Genomic DNA, 18,299 nt, shown 5'->3' on the forward strand with positions numbered 1-18,299 from the left:
GGTATGGACGAGAGAGGCAGTTACTTCAACGAAGGAATAGGCAAAGACGGTCCGTTCGACCGTCTGCGCGAGGAGTGCGGCGTATTCGGCGTATTTGGATATGCCGATGCCGCCTCGCTCACGTACTACGGCCTTCATACGCTGCAGCACCGCGGTGAGGAGAGCTCAGGCATCTGCACGTCAGACGGCCGCGCGTTCAGCTATCACCGCGGCATGGGCCTCGTGAAGGAAGTGTTCGACAAGGACCGCCTAGAAAGCTTGCTTGGCGACCGCGCCATCGGTCACGTGCGCTATTCCACGTCTGGCGACAGCCGCTTGACGAATGCGCAGCCGCTCGTGTTCAAGACGCGGGACGGCGACTTGTCCGTAGCGACGAACGGGAACATCGTCAATGCGCCTGCTATTCGGCGGGAGCTGGAGCAGAAGGGCTCCATCTTCCAGACGACGAGCGACACTGAGGTCATTGCCCATTTGATCGCCCGTTCGGAGGCCGACCTGGTGACGGCGGCGAAGGAAGCTCTTCGCCAGCTCGCCGGCGGCTTCGCGTTTCTCATTATGACGAATGATAGGCTGCTTGTTGCATCAGATCCGCATGGCTTGCGTCCGCTGGCGATGGGGCGCATCGGTGATGCGTATGTGTTTTCGTCTGAATCATGCGCTTTGGACGCGGTGGGCGCGGAATTCATCCGCGCGATCGAGCCGGGCGAGCTGCTCGTGTTCGACGAGATGGGCTACCGCTCGGAACGATTCGCGCCCGTGGAGCGCCGCGCTTTGTGCGCGATGGAATTTATATATTTTGCACGTCCAGATAGTCAAATGCATGACATCAATCTTCATACCGCCCGCAAGCGGATGGGGAAGCAGCTGGCGCAAGAGTCGTTTGTCGAGGCGGATATCGTATCCGGCGTGCCGGATTCCAGCATTTCCGCCGCTATCGGCTACGCGGAGGCGACAGGCATTCCCTATGAGATGGGCATGATTAAGAGCAAATATTCAGGCCGCACGTTCATTCAGCCTAGCCAGGAGCTGCGCGAGCAGGGCGTCAAGATGAAGCTAAGCGCGGTGCGCAGTGTAGTGGAAGGCAAGCGTGTCGTCCTCATCGACGACTCGATCGTGCGCGGCACGACGTCACGCCGCATCGTCAAGATGCTGCGCGATGCGGGCGCGCTGGAGGTGCATCTGCGCATCGCGTCGCCACCGTTCAAGCATCCGTGCTTCTACGGCATCGATACGCCGGACAGCAATGACTTAATCGCTTCGACCCATTCCGTAGAAGAGATTTGCGGCTTGATCGGCGCGGATTCGCTTGCGTTCTTGTCTCACGAGGGCACGGTGGAGGCGATCGGAGGCGCGTTCGCGAAGGAAAAGAAGGGCGGTCTGTGCATGGCCTGCTTCGATCACGATTATCCGACGGAGCTGGCTGCCGCGGCGAAGACATCGGGCTGTAGCTGCTGAAAAAATGAACCGTACATGAGGATGCAAAGTTGTTGCCCATCGGTATTTGAATTTTGCAAATGAAAAATATATGTTCAAACCGGACACTTTTCAGCACCGAGAAGGTTGCAAGAAACCGAAGAAGGAGGAGCGGAGTGTAGGCGGGACTACATGAGCACTGGACTTCAAGGTTGAATGCAAGATTCGATGTCGAATATGCTACTAGATGATCATCGTGATCAAAAGGGGCCTTTTTGAATAACCTCTAAAACATGAGTAAGGGAGAGAAACCCATGTCTGAAGCTTACAAACAAGCGGGTGTCGACATCGCGGCAGGCAATGAAGCCGTCGAACGTATGAAGAAGCATGTGCGCCGCACGTTCCGCCCTGAGGTGATGACGGATCTCGGCGGCTTCGGCGCTCTATTCCAGCTGAACAGCAAAAAATACGAGGAGCCTGTGCTCGTATCGGGAACCGATGGCGTTGGAACGAAGCTGATGCTTGCCTTTGCCATGGATAAGCATGATACGATTGGCATCGACGCGGTGGCAATGTGCGTGAACGACATCGTCGTGCAGGGGGCGGAGCCGCTGTTCTTCCTGGATTACTTGGCCTGTGGCAAAGTGAAGCCGGAGCGCATCGAGAGCATCGTGAGCGGGATTGCGGAAGGCTGCGCGCAGGCGGGCTGTTCGCTCATCGGGGGCGAGACGGCAGAAATGCCGGGCATGTACGAGACGGAAGAGTACGACATCGCAGGCTTCAGCGTGGGGGTTGTCGATAAGAGCCGCATTGTTAACGGAGCAAGCATCAAGCCGGGAGATGTCATTCTCGGTCTGCCATCGAGCGGCGTGCACAGCAACGGCTTCTCGCTCGTGCGCAAGCTGCTGCTGGAGCAAGCGGGCTACAGCTTGAATGCGCAGGTGCCGGAGCTAGAGACGGAGGCGACGCTCGGTGAAGTGCTGCTTACACCGACACGCATCTATGTTAAACCGCTGCTTGAACTGATGAAGCAGGTGCAAATTAAAGGGGCGGCGCACATTACGGGCGGCGGCTTCCTCGAAAATATTCCGCGTGTACTGCCGGAAGGGACAGCGGTTCATATTGATTACGGCTCATGGCCGGTGCATCCGGTGTTCCGCTTGATGGAGCGGGTGGGCGCCTTGAAAGCGGAGGAGCTGTTCACAACGTTCAACATGGGAATCGGCATGATCGTCGTCGTATCGGCACAGGATGCGGATGCCGCAGCGGCATGCTTGTCAGAGCAGGGGGAAGCGGTGTACCGCATCGGGACTGTAACGGAAGGTGCACGGGAAGTACGGATACCGGAGGTCGGGATATAATGCGTCCGATGGATACGATTTCTGTTCACAAAGAAACGGCAGACTTCAGCGTGCCGTCGTTAGAAGTGCGTGACGGGGAGCGGATGCCGCGTATCGCGGTGTTCGCCTCCGGTTCAGGCTCGAACTTCCAAGCGCTTGCAGATGCGGCTTATGCGCAGCAGTTGAATGCGGATGTGGCGCTCCTTATTTGCGACAAGCCTCGCGCTTATGTCCTTGAGCGGGCGCAGGCGGCGAACGTGCCCTATGTGGTATTTGAGCCAAAGCAATATTTGTCACGCGAGCAGTATGAACACGATGTGCTGCATGTGCTGGAGGAATACGACATCGATTGGATTGTGCTTGCCGGCTATATGCGGCTCATTACGCCAGTGCTCCTTCATGCATATGAAGGGCGCATGGTCAACATTCATCCATCGCTGCTCCCGGCCTTTCCGGGCCTGCACGCGGTACGCCAAGCGCTGGATTACGGCGTGAAGGTGACGGGAGTGACGGTGCATCTCGTAGATGAAGGGATGGATACGGGTCCGATTGTGGCGCAGCAAGCCGTCATGATTGAACAGGGTGATACGGAAGCGGCATTGACTGCACGTATTCAGGCGGTGGAGCACGAGTTGTATCCGCAGGTGGTAAGCCGTCTGGTGAGCGGGAAGAGCTAGTTGTTCGGATATAGGAATCCGGACAAGAGAGAAAGCGTTTTGCAGGTGAGCATATGGGCAGCGGGTTCCAACAGCATTGCTGGATGCGCAGGTTGAGGCTGTCTGGACGAATGGACTTTATCACATTAAAATGGTATACAATCATAATTCCAAATGTTAGCACAACGGAGCGGGGATGGAAGCGAGCTATACATCCGCCGGGCTCGGAAGTGGCAGCCATATATTTTTAGCAAGGGAGAGGACAACATGACGATTCAAAGAGCGCTTATTAGTGTATCCGACAAGACGGGTGTCGTTGAATTTGCGCGTGCGCTGGCAGAAGCGGGCGTGCAGCTTATTTCAACCGGAGGAACGAAGTCACTGCTGGAGCAAGCGGGCGTGCCGGTAACGGGTATTTCGGATGTGACTGGATTTCCCGAAATATTGGACGGACGGGTAAAGACGCTCCATCCAGCCGTACACAGCGGTCTGCTTGCGGTACGAAGCAATGAGGAGCATCGCAAGCAGCTGGAAGAGCTCGGCTTATCCGCGATTGATATGGTCATTGTCAATCTGTATCCGTTCCAGCAAACGATAGCGAAGCCAGATGTGTCCTATGAAGATGCGATTGAAAATATAGATATCGGCGGGCCAACAATGCTGCGCTCAGCGGCCAAAAACCACGGTGACGTTACTGTAGTGGTCGATGCGGCGGATTATGAGGCGGTGCTGGAAGAAATCCGTAACGGCGGAGATACGACGCTTGAGACGCGCAAACGCTTGGCAGCGAAGGTATTCCGCCATACGGCGGCGTACGATGCGTTGATCGCGGACTATTTAAGCGGGCAGGTCGGCGAGACGTGGCCAGAGCGCTACACGGTCACGTACGAGAAGGTGCAGTCGCTTCGTTACGGGGAGAACCCGCACCAGGAAGCGGCGTTCTATCGCCAACCGTTGGCAGCGCCGGGCAGCATTACGACGGCGGAGCAACTGCACGGCAAGGAGCTGTCCTACAACAATATTAACGACGCAAACGCCGCTCTCTCCATCGTGAGCGAATTTCAGATGCCAGCGGTTGTTGCCGTAAAGCATATGAATCCTTGCGGGGTCGGTATCGGTGCTACCGTGTTTGAAGCGTATCAAAAGGCGTACGAATCTGATCCAACGTCCATCTTCGGCGGTATCGTTGCCGCGAACCGGACAATCGATGGGGACACGGCACGCTTGCTGCACGAAATCTTCCTCGAAATCGTCATCGCGCCGGATTTCACGCAAGAGGCGCTGGATATATTGCAGCAGAAGAAAAATTTGCGTCTGCTGCGCACCGGCGTCGTTCCGACTCCGGCAGAGCGCGGCGCGTCCCGCCAGCTCACCTCGGTGAACGGCGGCTTGCTGGTGCAGGAGAATGATCTGCATACGCTTGACGCTTCCAAGCTGCAGGCTGTGACTGAGCGCAAGCCATCAGAAGCCGAACTGGAGCAGCTGTTGTTCGGTTGGAATGTGGTCAAGCACGTGAAATCGAATGCCATCGTGCTCGTGAAGGATGGCATGACTGTCGGCGTAGGCGCAGGACAGATGAACCGCGTCGGGGCAGCCCGTATCGCGATCGAGCAGGCTGGAGAGAAGGCGCGAGGCGCGGTGCTTGCATCGGATGCGTTCTTCCCGATGGGAGATACGCTCGCCTTAGCGGCGGAAGCTGGCATTACGGCTGTCATTCAGCCCGGCGGCTCCATCCGCGACGACGAGTCCATTCAAGTGGCGAATGAGCATGGACTGGCAATGGTCCTTACCGGTGTCCGTCATTTCAAGCATTAGGAACGGGGGATGTGCAGATGAAGGTATTGGTCATTGGCAGCGGCGGCCGCGAACACGCGCTGGTCTGGGCGCTTAAGCAGAGTCCGAAAGTGGATGAGGTGCTGTGTGCGCCGGGCAATGCCGGTATTGCGCAGCTTGCGGAGTGCGTTGCGTTATCCGTCAACGATTTCGAAGGCATTGCTGCCTATGCTGCGGAGCAGAAGGTGGACCTTGTCGTGGTCGGTCCGGACGATCCGCTCGCAGACGGCATTGTTGATGCGCTGCAGGCGCACGGCTTGCGCATCTTCGGGCCCGACCGCAAGGCGGCCGAGATTGAAGGCAGCAAAGTGTTCATGAAGCACTTGCTGCGCAAATACGATATTCCGACTGCGGCTTATGCGGTCTTTGATGACGCGGATGCGGCGAAGCGTTATGTGCGGGAGCAATCGATGCCTGTCGTCATCAAGGCGGATGGCTTGGCGGCAGGCAAAGGCGTGACGATTGCGCACAGCTTGGCGGAAGCTGAGCAGGTGCTGGAGGAAGTGATGGTCGAACGCAAGTTCGGCGCTTCCGGCCAGCAGGTGGTCATTGAAGAATTTATGCAGGGCCAAGAGATGTCCATTCTCGCGTTTGTGGATGGCGAGACGGTGCGTGCTTGCGTGCCTGCCCAGGATCATAAGCCGATATTCGATGGTGACCAAGGTTCGAATACGGGTGGCATGGGGACGTACAGCCCTTTGCCGCAATTCTCGGAAGCGGTGTTCGCGAACGCTGTCGACACTATTGTTCAGTCGGCAGCCCGGGCGATGGTTTGTGAAGGAAGGCCGTTTAAAGGCTTGCTCTTTGCCGGGTTGATGATTACGCCGGAAGGGACGCCGAAGGTCGTTGAATTCAACGCGCGCTTCGGGGACCCGGAGACGCAGGTCGTGCTGCCGCGCTTGAAGAGCGATCTGTTCGACGTCTTGTGGGCGGTGGCAGAAGGAACGCTGCATGAGGTGGAACTGGAATGGCACGAGGATGCAGCGGTATGCGTTATCGTGGCATCCGAAGGTTACCCTGGCGCATATCGCAAAGGCGACGTCATCACAGGCTTGGATATAGCGGCAGAGCAGGCACTGCTCTTCCATGCCGGAACTTCCCGCGATGCGGATGGGGTGTGGAGGACGAACGGTGGACGCGTGCTTGGCGTGGTCGGCCGGGGTGAAGATGTGGCGGCTGCAGCGGCGCAGGCGTACAAGGCAGTCGATATGCTCCGTTTCGACGGGATGCAATATCGGAAGGACATTGCGGCCAAAGCGAAAACGCCCATAATATAACTTGATGCGAATTGAATGTAATGCGGGTTTATCGAGCTCTCTCCCTTATTTGCTAGGAGAGAGCTTTTTTATGTTGCACAATTTGAGGTGAAGGGGTCAACTCATTGGATATCGTACAGTGGAAAGGCGCGTTAGAGGGCCTCAAGAGACATTTGATTGGATTTGATCCAGTAGAATCCGTGTTGAAGCAGTTGGGAGCAGAATAAAGTGGGATTTAATTGGATGTTTTCCAATGGAGTGGCGATTCCAGGGGGGAGATGCAACATTCTGCTGTATGTTTTCCAATGCACTTTGGCTTGCGTTAGGACACGGTAGTAGGGGGGATTACCTTTGGCATTTCAGTAGCAATATCTCAGCAGTTCTTCAACTCAGTGAATTGAAACTGGGCAACAGTGCCAATCCCCCCCTCAGCTCAGCTTGAAGCGGGGCAATAGAGCCAATCTCCCCTCAACTCAGTGGTTTGAAGCGGGGCAATAGTGTCAATCTCCCCTCAACTCAGTGAATTGAAAAAGGGCAATAGAGCCAATCTCCCCTCAACTCAGTGGTTTGAAGCTGGGCAATAGTGTCAATCTCCCCTCAACTCAGTGGCTTGAAGCTGGGCAATAGTGTCAATCCCCCCTCAGCTCAGTGGCTTGAAACTGGGCAATAGTGTCAATCTCCCTTCAGCACAGTAACTTGTAACGCGGTATTTCAGTATCAGCATCTATTTGAACTAGTAACTTTATAGCTCGGCGTTTCAGGACTGGTATCACAGTAATTTTGATATGTCAGTTTCTTAGCATGAATGTCTTAGGAGCTCTGTACCTCGGTACTAGGGGCTTCTAAGTTTCTTGGATCTGGATCTAGCAGTATCGCAGTATGGTGTATCGGTAGCTTAGCGTCATAGCGTAGGGGTGTCTCATTGGCAGTATATATTGGGGTTGGCTATACTTTTGGGTGATTATTAGTATAAAAATATGTTTAAAAAGAAAAATGAATCTCATATAATGTACTCAATATATAATTAAAGTATATAATGGGGTGGGTGGGATGGATGTTGTGAAAATGGTGGTTTGACGAAGAGATACGGTGTGCAGCGCGGTATTGAGCAGGTTGATCTGACGGTAAAGCAAGGGGAAGCATTTGGATTTATTGGGCCGAATGGGGCGGGAAAGTCTATAACGCTGCGTACGATGATGCAGTTGATTCGTCCGACGGCAGGCACTGTTGAGCTATTCGGCGAACAGGTGAGCAAGGAGCGGCCGGATCTACGTAGACGCATCGGTTATTTACCCTCTGAGGTGCACTATCATCCAGATATGACGGGGATGGAGGTATTAGCGTTCGCCGCGTCCGTACATGGGCTCGCGCTCAAGTATACGCCGGCGCTTGCTTACGCGGAACGTCTGAAGCTGGATGTGCGCAAGCCGTCAAGTCTTATTCGCTCGGCAACCGCAAGAAGCTTGGCATCGTCCAATGCATGCTCCACCAACCGGATCTTATCGTTTTGGATGAACCGACGACCGGTCTGGACCCGCTCATGCAGCATACGTTCTTCGACATGCTGAGCGAGCAAAATGAAAAGGGGACGACGATATTTTTCTCTACGCATGTATTGAGCGAGGTGGAGAAGCTGTGCCAACGGGTTGCGTTTATTAGCGAAGGAAAGCTGCTGCGCGTCTGTGATGTCGACTCCATTCCCAGGCAAGGACGAACGCATCGTGTATGTCCGCTTCCGACAGCCTGGGGATTGTACGGACAGATACCAGCTGCGAAGCCTCGATCCAGGTGTCGTATATGACGGCAGAGAGCATCGGCTGTTGCTGCACGGGGAGCTGCATCTTGCCCTGCGTCAACTGTCGTCTCACGAGATAGATGATATTCGCATCGACCAGCCGTCGTTGGAGCAAGTTGTTCATGGCAGAGTATGAAGCGGGCAATACGCTGGAGGGCGTGTCTATACACCACAGAAAGGCCGTGAAACAGAAGGGAGTGCTGGAAGGCTTCGGGTTCCATACCGAGATGCTAGGCAGCTTCGAAGGCTGGATGGGGGGAGAACCGCTTGTCTTCTTTACCATGCTGCTCGGGGCTTTTGCAGCGATATGGGTGGCTTCTACGGTATCCCGCGAACGGGACGGCGGCACGGCTGATTTTATGTTCACGCTGCCGATATCGCGTGGCGGGCTATTCATGGGCAAAGCGGCTGCCCATCTGTCGGGTCTACTTCTCATCACTGCGCTAAGCTATGGGGTAACGCTATTGTTCGGGCAGTGGTTCAGCACAATAGAGGATGCCGAGATTTTGCTGGTATACATGGCAGCTAGGGCATTGGCGGCGCTGGCGTTTGCCGGTGTCGGGTATTTGATTACGGTGTTCGTCGCTTCGGAGCGGGCAGGTCTTGCAATAAGTATCGGCATCGTCATTATTTCGTTTCTTCTCAATATGCTGGCAGGGATAAATGAGTCGTTATCCTGGCTCTCCGACTTCAGTCTGTTCACGATTTTCAGCGGAAAAGAAATGTTCACTTCGGGCAGCTTGCCATGGAACGGCGTATTCATTACGATATTACTATATATAGTCGGAGTGCTGGGAGGCTGGCGGCTGCTTTCCCGCCGGGATTTATAATGGGTTAGGTCAGCCGCCGACAGCATCCGTGCAGAAAGGGGAACACATGTCACTTGAACAGTAAAGCCATCGCCATCGTGAAAGCGGGTCGGCGCTTATTTTTCGAACAAGGAATTCAAGAGACGAGCATGGAGCAGGTGGCCGAAGCGGTTCCGGTCGCGAAGATGACCATTTATAAATATTTTCAAAGCAAAGAAGGACTGCTGGATGTCATTATCGATCAGATGTTGAAGGAATTACATCAGCATCTCCGCAAGGTCATTGCGGAAGCGAGCGATACGTACGATTTGTTCAAGCGGATGATGGAGTACCATGAGTTCGACGACGTATCCCAATCCTTTATTAGCGATCTGGTGCAATATTATCCGGCTACCTTTCAGAGGCTGATGTCTTATTCGGAGGAGCATATATTGCCGGAATTCGAGGAGGCAATCTTCCGTGGGCAGCAGGAAGGGCATATTCGCAAGGAGCTGTCTCCGCATCTTATCGTCAGGTTCCTCATTTCGATGAAGCAGTTCTTGGCGCAGCCGGGCAAGCTGGACGGATGCTTCAGCATGCGGACGATCTCGGAGCAGCTGATGACGATGCTGTGTCACGGCATGTTGGTTGATCGCGATCAGCATCACGCATAATTTATCCCCCTTCCTCCATAATAATGTCGTATAAGAGGTTGAAATTATATGGCAGGAGGGAAGCGAGGATGAAAAATCCGTATCCGTTAGGTGACGCGTTAACACAGCTGTATTTGTCCCAAGAGCATACGCGGGGATTGGATGAGGCATCTGCATTGGAATCGATGCTGCAGGACGGCACGGATTCTCCGTCATCTCCGGCCGCTCAGTCCGAGGAGTCGACTTCTGCCGCGCTGCTGCACGAAGGCATGTCGGATGGAACGCTTGAAACGCATCAAATGGTGCAGCGTTCCTACGGTTTATATTAGCGGGGTGCAGGCGAGAATATCCTTAAGGTGAAAGTGTTAGTCCCATGCTGTGGTTCATAGTAGAACAAGGGACGACTAACCATCGGGCTGTATGGGAAGATAAGAGCTGTAATGCTGCGAGAGCGGTGTTGCGGCTATTTTTTTGCTGGAAAATAGGAAGACATTGACGTGTTGAGGACTTGACACCTAAAGAAAGCTGGAGTAGAATTTACTTAATTCATAGTAAATTAATCGGAATTATAAGATATTGAACAATACATTCATTGTTGGGGAAAAAGTGAGGGGAATGGCGATGGAACGACAAATCGATATTCGTTGGCAGCAGGAACGGTTGGCGGCAACGCTGCATTATCCAGAGGAGCGGGCGCCTTTTGAGTCTGGATCGGAGCAACGCACTCCGGTCACGATTATTTGCCACGGCTTCGTCGGCAGCCGGATCGGCGTCGATCGGCTGTTTGTGAATGCCTCGCGACGGCTTGCGCAGGAAGGGCATATTGTGATCCGGTTTGATTTTGCCGGCTGCGGTGAGAGTACAGGCGAGTATGGACATTTCGGCCTCGACGATATGATAGAGCAGACGCAAGCGGTGGTGAATTATGCGCTGGGCTGCGGCAATGTCGACCCGCAACGCGTGACGCTCATCGGTCATAGCCTGGGCGGGGCTGTGGCGCTCCTAACGGCGGTACGTGATCCGCGCATTAAGCGGTTGGTGCTGTGGTCTCCCGTCGCTTACCCGTTCAACGATATCGTACGCATCGTCGGACGCGAACGGTATGACGAGTCGATAACCCATGGCGCATCCGATTATTTGGGCTACACGTTCACTCCGGCCTATTTCAATTCACTAGGCAAGCATCAACCGTTCCAAGAGGCGTCGAAGTTCAACGGGGACGTGCTGCTCGTCCACGGCACGAGCGATGACATCATTCCAGCGGACTACACCTTCCTGTACCAGAAGGTGTTCTGGATGCGCAGCGATGGGCAGTGCGACAAGGAGATCGTCTTTCAAGCCGACCATACGTACTCTAGCGGCGAGCATCGGGAGAAGCTGTTCTCCTGCACGATTCAATGGCTGAAGCAGTGGGAGAAGCGTCAGGGGGAATGGGCGAACTGGAGCATCTGAGCGGCGTTAAGGATGATGGCAGACTGAACAATATGAAACAGTGTCGATTGATAGAACGATGCAAGACAGCGCAGAATGAGCGCCGCGAGAGAAACGGAGCCAGATGGCGAAGTAAGGCGAGATGCAAGATAGGTTGCTGCAGAGCGAAGAGGACGGGCGAAGAGCCGGCTTCTTCGTTTTTTTGCTATGAAGGAGTAGTTTAGCTCTGTGCAGCGATAAATCAAATTTCAAGCGAAAATATGCAGCCTAATCTCCGTGCAATCGCCCTTATGTCCATTCTCCCATACAGTCAGGAGGGATGGCATCCGGAATAGGGAGCATGCCGAATGTAAGCATGCCGAATGTAAACATGCCGTATTATAAAATACCGTACGTTGATTATGACTGAAGCGACCGCTTAGGTTGGGCAGTGAATGAGCGTGGTCATTGGACGTGCCGCCACCTGGTGGAAGGGGAGAATGAAGCAAAGGGTCGGATGAAGCGAATCACCATCAGTCAGGACTTATAATTGCACGGAAGGAACAATTGTTTAAAATCTGCCTAGAAGGAGACGGAAGGTGCCATAGTGGACAACGGGTTCAAATAAATGGAAATAAAGGAAATGTAATTGGGGGGCGGCGTTGTGAATGTTGCTTATTGAGGTGCTTGCGGAAGGCGGCATTACCCGGATAGTCGCCATCTGCCACAGTCAGCTGGACTATGACGGTGCGATCTGGCCTGTTCGCAGCATTCGGTTACCTTTATGAACAATGGCGATCGCGTTCAGTATGCATATGATGAAAATAGCGGAAACTATATCCGTCATATCAACGACGAGCCGCATCTTGACATGGCAACTGGCAAGCCGCTCACGGCCGATAATGTGCTCTAATCGAAGCGCCGCACCGCGTCGTCGATAATGTCGGGCGGCTTGAAGTGAAGTTGGATGACGGCGGCGATGCCCTTTTGTTCACAGGCGGGCGGAGCTATAGCGGCACATGGCAGCGCAACGAGCAAGGTGCTTTTGAATTCATGCTTGTCCAGACAAGCCCTTCCGCTGAAGCCGGGGAAGACTCCTATGTTGATTGTGCCGCACGAGCCTCCGTTGCTCCAACACATCGATTGGAAATGATTAGAATTGTTACATAAAACCGCGTGGTATCAAGGATTACGGCCCTATTTTTGAAAAAACACGAAAATTGTCGAAAAAGACAGGATAGTCGCCTTAAAAATGACGTAAACTTTCGACAAATGCTCACTTTCGCTTTACGGTTTCTTTACAAACCTACCGGGTCATGTGATAAACTATGTAAGGCTTGAAAAGTTTACATCACATACGCAATTTCTCGTTGCAAAGGAGATCTCGGAATGTTCAAGAAGAAGGACGTGTTTTTCGAAACGCTGCAAAATATGGCGGATACGCTCGTTCAAGCAGCAGAAACGTTCGCACAAGGTGTAGAAGATTTGAGTGATGTGTTGTCTTTTACCAAGGAAATGAAGGAATTAGAGAGCAAATGCGACATGTATACCCACACGATTTTGACAGAGCTCAACAAAACCTTCATTACGCCAATCGAGCGTGAGGATATTATGGCGCTGACGACGGCATTGGATGACGTTCTTGACGGGATGGAGGCCAGTGCTTCGCGTTTCGACATGTACCAGATGCTTGAACGTGATGAAATCGTGGTGCTGTTCGCAGATATTATTAAACGCAGCACCTATGAAATTCAGAAAGCAATTCGTTTGCTATCACAGAAGAAGCTCCTTGCGATTCGCGAGCACAATATTCGCGTTAACGAGCTGGAAAATGCGGCTGACGATATTTATCGCCGCGGTGTTCGGGCTTTGTTCGTCGATGTGAAGGACCCAATTGAATTGATAAAACGCAAAGATGTGTATGAACGATTGGAAGAGACTACGGATAGCTGCGAGGATGTAGCGAACCAACTGGAATCGATCGTCATGCGGAATTCCTAATAACTGTCGTAGCATAAGCAAGCTGAGTGTACGAAGGAGGTTGGGTATTGCGCGGACGCGAGCGGTTCTCGGTTCAGTGCAATCGCGGTAAATGGAAATAGATATGACTTTAATGGTCGTGGGAGTCGTCATCATTTTGGCGCTGGGCTTTGACTTCATCAATGGCTTCCACGACACGGCGAACGCTATCGCGACGTCGGTATCAACGCGGGCATTGCCGCCGCGAGTAGCGATTCTAATGGCTGCCACGATGAACTTCGTCGGAGCTCTTACGTTTACGGGCGTGGCGAAGACGATTGGGGGCAGCATTGCCGATCCCGCCAAGCTGGAAAATGGGTTGGAGATCGTGGCAGCAGCGCTTATTTCAGCTATTATTTGGAACTTGGTTACGTGGTGGTTCGGCATTCCGTCCTCCTCCTCCCATGCGCTGATTGGCGCGTTGGCAGGGGCGGTGTTCGCTGGAGCCGGGATGGATTATTTGAACTTAGGCGGATTCAAGAGCATCGTTATCGGTCTCATCATTTCGCCGATTATTGCATTTGTCGTTGGTTATATCGTCATGACGATACTGAAATGGATCTTCGGCAGACATAGTCCGCATACCGTCAACAAAGGATTTCGGACATGCCAGATTATTACGGCGGCGTTCCAATCTTTCACCCACGGGACGAATGACGCGCAGAAGGCGATGGGTATTATTACGTTCGCTCTCGTAACGGCGCAGGTTCAGACCGATATGGAAGTCCAATTGTGGGTTAAGATTGCAGCCGCTACGGCGATGGCACTCGGTACGTCCATCGGCGGCTGGAAGATTATTAAGACGATGGGAACGAAAATTTTCAAGATTGAACCAATTAACGGCTTTGCCGCTGATTTGTCCGCCGCTTCGGTTATTATGTCGGCGACGCTGACGCACTTGCCAATTAGCACTACGCATGCTATCACCTCCGCGATTTTGGGGGTTGGGTCCGCCAAGCGTTTCTCGGCTGTCAAGTGGGGGGTAGCAGGTCGAATCGTCATTACGTGGTTTATTACGATTCCGATTTGTGCGGTGCTGGCAATGATTATTTTAAAAATAATCCATTTTGCCTTTTATTAATAAATAGGGGTGTTCCGGGAGTAGAGCTTCTACTTCGCGGGAACACCCCTTATTTGTGCTTGCAGACGAAGCTAATTGGGAGATGGCGGACATGAGAGGGAGGCTGCCCCACAGTAGAAATCTACTATGGAGACAGCCTCGAGGTGCTTGAGTAGGGAGGGGATCCCTGTTGTCCGGTGTGCAATTGTCGTCCATCCGGCAGGCGCATAACGGTGCTGATGAATCCGGACTGGATTGTGCTGAATGCCGATCCTGCTTGGGGGGAGAAGGCGGTGTTTCAGCGATTCATCGTTTACGTCGCTGATTCGGGTGCGTCCGGCGCTGCTTCACTGGTCTTCTCGTACCGATGCGATTGCTCGGGCTGCGTCTGCGTTGCCGACGTCTTCTCCGTCTGCGCTGGGATTGTTCTTCATCCCATTCGTCCGCCTCGTCGTCGCCTTCCTTCTTGCCCTTCTTATTAGGAAGAAGGCTGCCCATGAGCAGCTTCGCTACCGGTGCAATTTGCGAGACGCTCTGCATAACCTTTTGAACCTTGTTCATCGTAGACACGATTCCGTCGATACCGCCCATACGGTCGATGACCTGCTTGATGTCGTTGATGGAGAAGCTGCTTTTTTTCTCTGCATTGAGAGTAGTCACCGGTGTCTCTGCGACCGGGGTGTAGGGTACGATGGCCGTATCGGGCGGTGATGGCGGCTGGAATTGAGAAGGAGGGAGGCCGCCTGAGAAGCTGCGGGTCCACTGAGCCGATGCGGATGGGGAGTGCTGCTTCGGTATGTGCAAGCTTGGCACGGACATGAGATCCTGCTGATACGTCGGGACCTGTCGTCCGTGGTGAGGCGCGTTCATATGATCACGACCTTTTTCAATAAAATATTGATTGGCTCTATCCAATGGGTTAGTATACTGTATGTGGTAGGCGAACAACTCGATTGGACGATCGCCCGTAGGCGCACGCCCAATCTCAAATGGAAACGCTTTATTTTTACTACTATTCTCTAAAGCACGAACTTGGTAACGCTTGAAAAGGTAGGATAAAGGAAGTACAATGAGGGTACAAGCGATGAAGTAGGGGTGGATAAGGTTGCAATTGAAAAAATTGAACGATAAGACGATCGACCAGCTGTTCGAGGCAGTTTTGACCCTTGAATCAGTGGAAGAGTGCTATATTTTCTTTGACGATCTGTGCACGGTGAATGAAATCCAATCCTTATCCCAGCGATTAGAGGTTGCTCGCATGTTGGGCAAGGGCTGTACGTACAATCAGATTGAAGCGGAGACCGGAGCGAGTACAGCCACGATTTCGCGTGTGAAGCGTTGCTTGAATTACGGGAATGACGGGTACAAGATGTCATTGGAGCGTCTCGGGCGATAAGTATGAAGCCAGGTCTGTTGGTTATTAGCCACGGTTCACGAGACGGCTCTTGGGTTACACTAGTAGATGAAGCGATTGCCAAGGCTGCGTGGCCGGAAGGCGTACCGATCGCTTCTTCTTTTTTGGAATGCGTGCCGAACCGGACTATTCAGGACGGCATCGACGCATTGGAAGCGCAAGGGGTAGACCACATCGGGGTCATCCCCTTGTTCGTGTCCGCGGGCAGCACGCACGTGGACGAGATCGCGTACGCGCTCGGCGTGACGGCGGCGCCGCTTGCGGAGACGGGGCTGGCGCCGTTCCGCGTGAACGCGCGCGTGCTGTACGGGCGCCCGCTGGACGGCGGGGCCGTGGCGGCCGATCTTGGCGCGGCCAGCGGCGAGTGGCCCGGATTGGCTGACGGCAAGGAGGCCAACGGAGGCGCGGGGGGCGATGCCGCGCGAGCGCTCGGCGGAGCCGATGATGCGGAGGAGGATATTCTCCTCCGCATGGTGGAGGCCCGCCTGCGCGGGCTGGGCGTGCGCCCCGGCGCGGATGGCGTGCTGCTGGTAGCGCACGGCAGCCAGCACGAGCCATTCCAGGCGCGCTGGCATGACAGCCTGCGCGGCTTGGAGCGGCTGCTCGTGAAGCGCGGCATGTGCGCGGCTGCGTCGCACGCGCTGCTCTGCTGCGAGGACGTCGCGGCCGCAGCGCAGCGATTAATGAGCTTGCTTGGCGGCGCAGCAGATGGATTTGGTGAGCGCGCGGAGAAGCTAGCCGCGCCGTTCCCGATGTTCGATACTGCTCCATCCCTTGGAGCAGATGATGAGCTCGGCAATCATGCCGTGAAGCGGCGTGTTGCGGTGGTGCCGGTATTTCTGAGCCGAGGGTATTTTACGACTCATGTTATTCCTGAGCGCTTGGCTGACGTTCCGGTTATGTATGACGGACAGACGCTGCTGCCGCATCCAGCGCTTGGCCGATGGCTGGAGCGCGAAGCAGAGAGGTTGCTGGCGATGCTGGCAGGCAGGTTGAAGGACTGAAAATAGTTGTTTTTTTCACCAAAACGTTTAACATAGAAGATTGAACGATATATGAGCCGGTTGTTCTGATTGGCATGCAAGTAGAGAGTACGGCGCTGGTGAGATTGTTGCTGCGCACGGATAATGGTTGTGAGACCACATCGATATGAATAGATTGTAAATGGGTGACGCAGTCATGATAAAAAAAGCGAGACTAATCTATAATCCGACCTCCGGACGGGAGGAAGGCAAGAAGCGGCTGGCGGATATTTTGCAGATGCTGGATGCCGCAGGCATCGAGACGACAACACACGCAACGGACGGCGAAGGCGATGCGACGACGAGTGCAGCGGAAGCAATCGACCGCGGCTACGATATGATTATCGCGGCTGGCGGAGATGGCACGTTGAACGAGGTCATTAACGGCATGGCAGGGAAGCCGGAACGGCCGCCGCTTGGCATCATTCCACTCGGGACGACGAATGATTTCGCCCGGGCGCTTGGCATTCCGCGCAATTGGGAAGAGGCGTGCTCGATCATTACGCGGCAGATGACGCGGGTCATCGATCTGGGGCAGGCGAATGATAAATATTTCATCAACATCGCGGGCGGCGGATCGTTGACGGAGCTGACATATGAGGTGCCAAGCAAGCTGAAGACGATGATTGGACAGCTCGCTTATTACATGAAGGGCCTCGAGAAGATGACGCGCTTGCGTCCGACGGAGCTGCGCATCGAGCTGGATGGCCATGGCGTATTCCATGAGGAATTCATGTTATTCCTCATTACGAACACGAACTCCGTCGGCGGCTTCGAGAAGTTGGCGCCGGATGCGCGCATCGACGACGGTCTGTTCGACGTCATCATGCTGAAGAAGTGCAATCTGGCGGAGTTCATTCGCGTGGCAGGCATGGCGCTGCGCGGCGAGCATGTGAACGATCCGCTCATCATGTATGCGCAGACGAAGCGCGTGTCGGTAACCTCGCCGGATACGGTGCAGCTCAATCTGGACGGGGAGTACGGCGGAATGCTGCCGGCGACGTTCCAAGTGCTGCCGTCGCATTTGCGGATTTTTGCGGATGTCCCGGATGAGGGATAAAAGATTGGAAGCATTGTTCGGATGAGAACGAACGGCTTGGCTTGCTGCTGTTATGGGGCGGGTCAAGCCATTTCTTCTCTTCAGGAATGTTTACATGATGTGGGGCGATAAAGTGAATTAAATCACTTTACACTTCCCGGAGAAGGTATGTCTGTTTTCATCCTTTGTCTCACTCTCCCCCTCATTCAGAATGGCAGCACCTCCTCCCTTTCAAACGAAAACTTGTTGACGGTCATTCATGTTGTTATAGCCCTTATGTCCAATCTCCCACATAGTCAGGAAGGAGGAAGTCGAGGAGCAAGCACATGGCGTATCATTCATATACCATGATTGGTATGAAGATGGTTTGCATAAAGCAGTCGATCTAATGGCAGAGAATCTGAGTCGTTATAGGTCATGCTGTCTCCTGATGGAAGGGAAAATGAAGGATTGGTACGGTTAAAGGTTTCCTTTTTTACAGTTTCCTGATGGAATGGGAGAATGGAGCAAAGGAGGGTGAGGAGCGAGAGTGAATCACCGTCGATCTGAGCAGGTCACGGAACGAGCGGAGTAACATCATTTCGTATTTTTGAGAGTCAAT

General features: G+C 53.8%; 19 protein-coding genes and 2 pseudogenes. 20 read left to right on the forward strand and 1 reads right to left on the reverse strand.

Annotated features, from left to right (window positions below; genetic code table 11):
* Positions 1-3: 3 nt before the first annotated feature.
* From purF to M3650_RS26350, 17 genes and pseudogenes are all read left to right on the forward strand, one after another.
* Positions 4-1,455, forward strand: a complete 1,452-nt coding sequence (gene purF, locus M3650_RS26270; protein WP_251579120.1) for an amidophosphoribosyltransferase — start codon at positions 4-6, stop codon at positions 1,453-1,455.
* Positions 1,456-1,727: 272 nt separating this feature from the next.
* A complete protein-coding gene (gene purM / locus M3650_RS26275) occupies positions 1,728-2,774 on the forward strand; it encodes a phosphoribosylformylglycinamidine cyclo-ligase (protein WP_019418994.1) in 1,047 nt (348 codons plus the stop codon).
* Positions 2,774-3,430: a phosphoribosylglycinamide formyltransferase gene (gene purN, locus M3650_RS26280; protein WP_483311793.1), complete on the forward strand. Its 657-nt coding sequence runs from the start codon at positions 2,774-2,776 to the stop codon at positions 3,428-3,430. The genes purM and purN overlap by 1 nt, the downstream gene beginning before the upstream one ends.
* Positions 3,431-3,676: 246 nt before the next feature.
* Positions 3,677-5,224, forward strand: a complete 1,548-nt coding sequence (purH, locus tag M3650_RS26285; RefSeq protein ID WP_251579029.1) for a bifunctional phosphoribosylaminoimidazolecarboxamide formyltransferase/IMP cyclohydrolase — start codon at positions 3,677-3,679, stop codon at positions 5,222-5,224.
* Between the two features lie 17 nt (positions 5,225-5,241).
* A complete protein-coding gene (gene purD, locus M3650_RS26290) occupies positions 5,242-6,519 on the forward strand; it encodes a phosphoribosylamine--glycine ligase (RefSeq protein WP_251579030.1) in 1,278 nt (425 codons plus the stop codon).
* Between the two features lie 1,070 nt (positions 6,520-7,589).
* A pseudogene (locus M3650_RS33235) lies at positions 7,590-7,808 on the forward strand (ATP-binding cassette domain-containing protein); the annotation flags it as partial.
* A gap of 26 nt (positions 7,809-7,834) precedes the next feature.
* Positions 7,835-8,050: pseudogene (locus M3650_RS33240) on the forward strand (ATP-binding cassette domain-containing protein); the annotation flags it as partial.
* Positions 8,051-8,144: 94 nt separating this feature from the next.
* Positions 8,145-8,429, forward strand: a complete 285-nt coding sequence (locus M3650_RS33245) for a hypothetical protein (protein ID WP_251579031.1) — start codon at positions 8,145-8,147, stop codon at positions 8,427-8,429.
* Positions 8,416-9,123 carry an ABC transporter permease subunit gene (locus tag M3650_RS26310; protein WP_251579032.1) on the forward strand — a complete coding sequence of 236 codons (708 nt, stop codon included), beginning with the start codon at positions 8,416-8,418 and terminating at the stop codon, positions 9,121-9,123. The genes M3650_RS33245 and M3650_RS26310 overlap by 14 nt, the downstream gene beginning before the upstream one ends.
* A 53-nt stretch (positions 9,124-9,176) precedes the next feature.
* Positions 9,177-9,755, forward strand: coding sequence for a TetR/AcrR family transcriptional regulator (locus M3650_RS26315; protein WP_251579033.1), 579 nt, complete (start codon positions 9,177-9,179; stop codon positions 9,753-9,755).
* A 68-nt stretch (positions 9,756-9,823) separates the two neighbouring features.
* Positions 9,824-10,063 carry a hypothetical protein gene (locus M3650_RS26320; protein ID WP_251579034.1) on the forward strand — a complete coding sequence of 80 codons (240 nt, stop codon included), beginning with the start codon at positions 9,824-9,826 and terminating at the stop codon, positions 10,061-10,063.
* Positions 10,064-10,355: 292 nt separating this feature from the next.
* Entirely contained in the window at positions 10,356-11,186 is an 831-nt protein-coding gene (locus tag M3650_RS26325) for an alpha/beta hydrolase (protein WP_251579035.1), read from the forward strand.
* A gap of 626 nt (positions 11,187-11,812) precedes the next feature.
* A complete protein-coding gene (locus M3650_RS26330; RefSeq protein WP_251579036.1) occupies positions 11,813-11,932 on the forward strand; it encodes a DUF3048 domain-containing protein in 120 nt (39 codons plus the stop codon).
* The gene (locus M3650_RS26335) at positions 11,929-12,057 is read left to right on the forward strand and encodes a DUF3048 C-terminal domain-containing protein (protein ID WP_251579038.1); all 129 of its coding nucleotides are present in this window, start codon (positions 11,929-11,931) and stop codon (positions 12,055-12,057) included. The genes M3650_RS26330 and M3650_RS26335 overlap by 4 nt, the downstream gene beginning before the upstream one ends.
* 44 nt (positions 12,058-12,101) lie before the next feature.
* The gene (locus M3650_RS32775) at positions 12,102-12,314 is read left to right on the forward strand and encodes a hypothetical protein (protein WP_369011152.1); all 213 of its coding nucleotides are present in this window, start codon (positions 12,102-12,104) and stop codon (positions 12,312-12,314) included.
* A gap of 219 nt (positions 12,315-12,533) precedes the next feature.
* Positions 12,534-13,145 carry a DUF47 domain-containing protein gene (locus M3650_RS26345; RefSeq protein WP_019419962.1) on the forward strand — a complete coding sequence of 204 codons (612 nt, stop codon included), beginning with the start codon at positions 12,534-12,536 and terminating at the stop codon, positions 13,143-13,145.
* A 112-nt stretch (positions 13,146-13,257) separates the two neighbouring features.
* Positions 13,258-14,244 (forward strand): inorganic phosphate transporter, encoded by a 987-nt coding sequence (locus tag M3650_RS26350; protein ID WP_483311794.1) that lies wholly within the window; start codon positions 13,258-13,260, stop codon positions 14,242-14,244.
* A 285-nt stretch (positions 14,245-14,529) separates the two neighbouring features.
* Here the strand turns inward: M3650_RS26350 and M3650_RS26355 are convergent, their stop codons facing one another.
* The gene (locus M3650_RS26355; RefSeq protein ID WP_251579044.1) at positions 14,530-15,138 is read right to left on the reverse strand and encodes an oligopeptidase; all 609 of its coding nucleotides are present in this window, start codon (positions 15,136-15,138) and stop codon (positions 14,530-14,532) included.
* A gap of 190 nt (positions 15,139-15,328) precedes the next feature.
* Here M3650_RS26355 and M3650_RS26360 point away from each other — a divergent pair, with 190 nt between their 5' ends.
* The 3 genes from M3650_RS26360 (at position 15,329) to M3650_RS26370 (ending at position 17,719) form a co-directional block, all read left to right on the forward strand.
* The gene (locus M3650_RS26360) at positions 15,329-15,619 is read left to right on the forward strand and encodes a YerC/YecD family TrpR-related protein (protein ID WP_251579045.1); all 291 of its coding nucleotides are present in this window, start codon (positions 15,329-15,331) and stop codon (positions 15,617-15,619) included.
* Between the two features lie 2 nt (positions 15,620-15,621).
* Complete coding sequence (locus tag M3650_RS26365; RefSeq protein WP_251579046.1) at positions 15,622-16,641, forward strand: sirohydrochlorin chelatase; 1,020 nt, start codon at positions 15,622-15,624, stop codon at positions 16,639-16,641.
* Between the two features lie 175 nt (positions 16,642-16,816).
* Positions 16,817-17,719: a diacylglycerol kinase gene (locus tag M3650_RS26370; protein WP_251579055.1), complete on the forward strand. Its 903-nt coding sequence runs from the start codon at positions 16,817-16,819 to the stop codon at positions 17,717-17,719.
* Positions 17,720-18,299: the final 580 nt, after the last annotated feature.

The sequence above is a fragment of the Paenibacillus sp. MER TA 81-3 genome, from assembly GCF_023713585.1.
GTDB classification, from domain to species: Bacteria; Bacillota; Bacilli; order Paenibacillales; family Paenibacillaceae; genus Paenibacillus_B; species Paenibacillus_B profundus.

Bases quoted from the DNA above. Each gene is read 5' to 3' on its own strand.
- purF (WP_251579120.1), top strand. From the start codon at position 4: ATGGACGAGAGAGGCAGTTACTTCAACGAAGGAATAGGCAAAGACGGT.
- purM (WP_019418994.1), top strand. From the start codon at position 1,728: ATGTCTGAAGCTTACAAACAAGCGGGTGTCGACATCGCGGCAGGCAAT.
- purN (WP_483311793.1), top strand. From the start codon at position 2,774: ATGCGTCCGATGGATACGATTTCTGTTCACAAAGAAACGGCAGACTTC.
- purH (WP_251579029.1), top strand. From the start codon at position 3,677: ATGACGATTCAAAGAGCGCTTATTAGTGTATCCGACAAGACGGGTGTC.
- purD (WP_251579030.1), top strand. From the start codon at position 5,242: ATGAAGGTATTGGTCATTGGCAGCGGCGGCCGCGAACACGCGCTGGTC.
- M3650_RS26310 (WP_251579032.1), top strand. From the start codon at position 8,416: ATGGCAGAGTATGAAGCGGGCAATACGCTGGAGGGCGTGTCTATACAC.
- M3650_RS26320 (WP_251579034.1), top strand. From the start codon at position 9,824: ATGAAAAATCCGTATCCGTTAGGTGACGCGTTAACACAGCTGTATTTG.
- M3650_RS26325 (WP_251579035.1), top strand. From the start codon at position 10,356: ATGGAACGACAAATCGATATTCGTTGGCAGCAGGAACGGTTGGCGGCA.
- M3650_RS26330 (WP_251579036.1), top strand. From the start codon at position 11,813: ATGTTGCTTATTGAGGTGCTTGCGGAAGGCGGCATTACCCGGATAGTC.
- M3650_RS26335 (WP_251579038.1), top strand. From the start codon at position 11,929: ATGAACAATGGCGATCGCGTTCAGTATGCATATGATGAAAATAGCGGA.
- M3650_RS26345 (WP_019419962.1), top strand. From the start codon at position 12,534: ATGTTCAAGAAGAAGGACGTGTTTTTCGAAACGCTGCAAAATATGGCG.
- M3650_RS26350 (WP_483311794.1), top strand. From the start codon at position 13,258: ATGGTCGTGGGAGTCGTCATCATTTTGGCGCTGGGCTTTGACTTCATC.
- M3650_RS26365 (WP_251579046.1), top strand. From the start codon at position 15,622: ATGAAGCCAGGTCTGTTGGTTATTAGCCACGGTTCACGAGACGGCTCT.
- M3650_RS26370 (WP_251579055.1), top strand. From the start codon at position 16,817: ATGATAAAAAAAGCGAGACTAATCTATAATCCGACCTCCGGACGGGAG.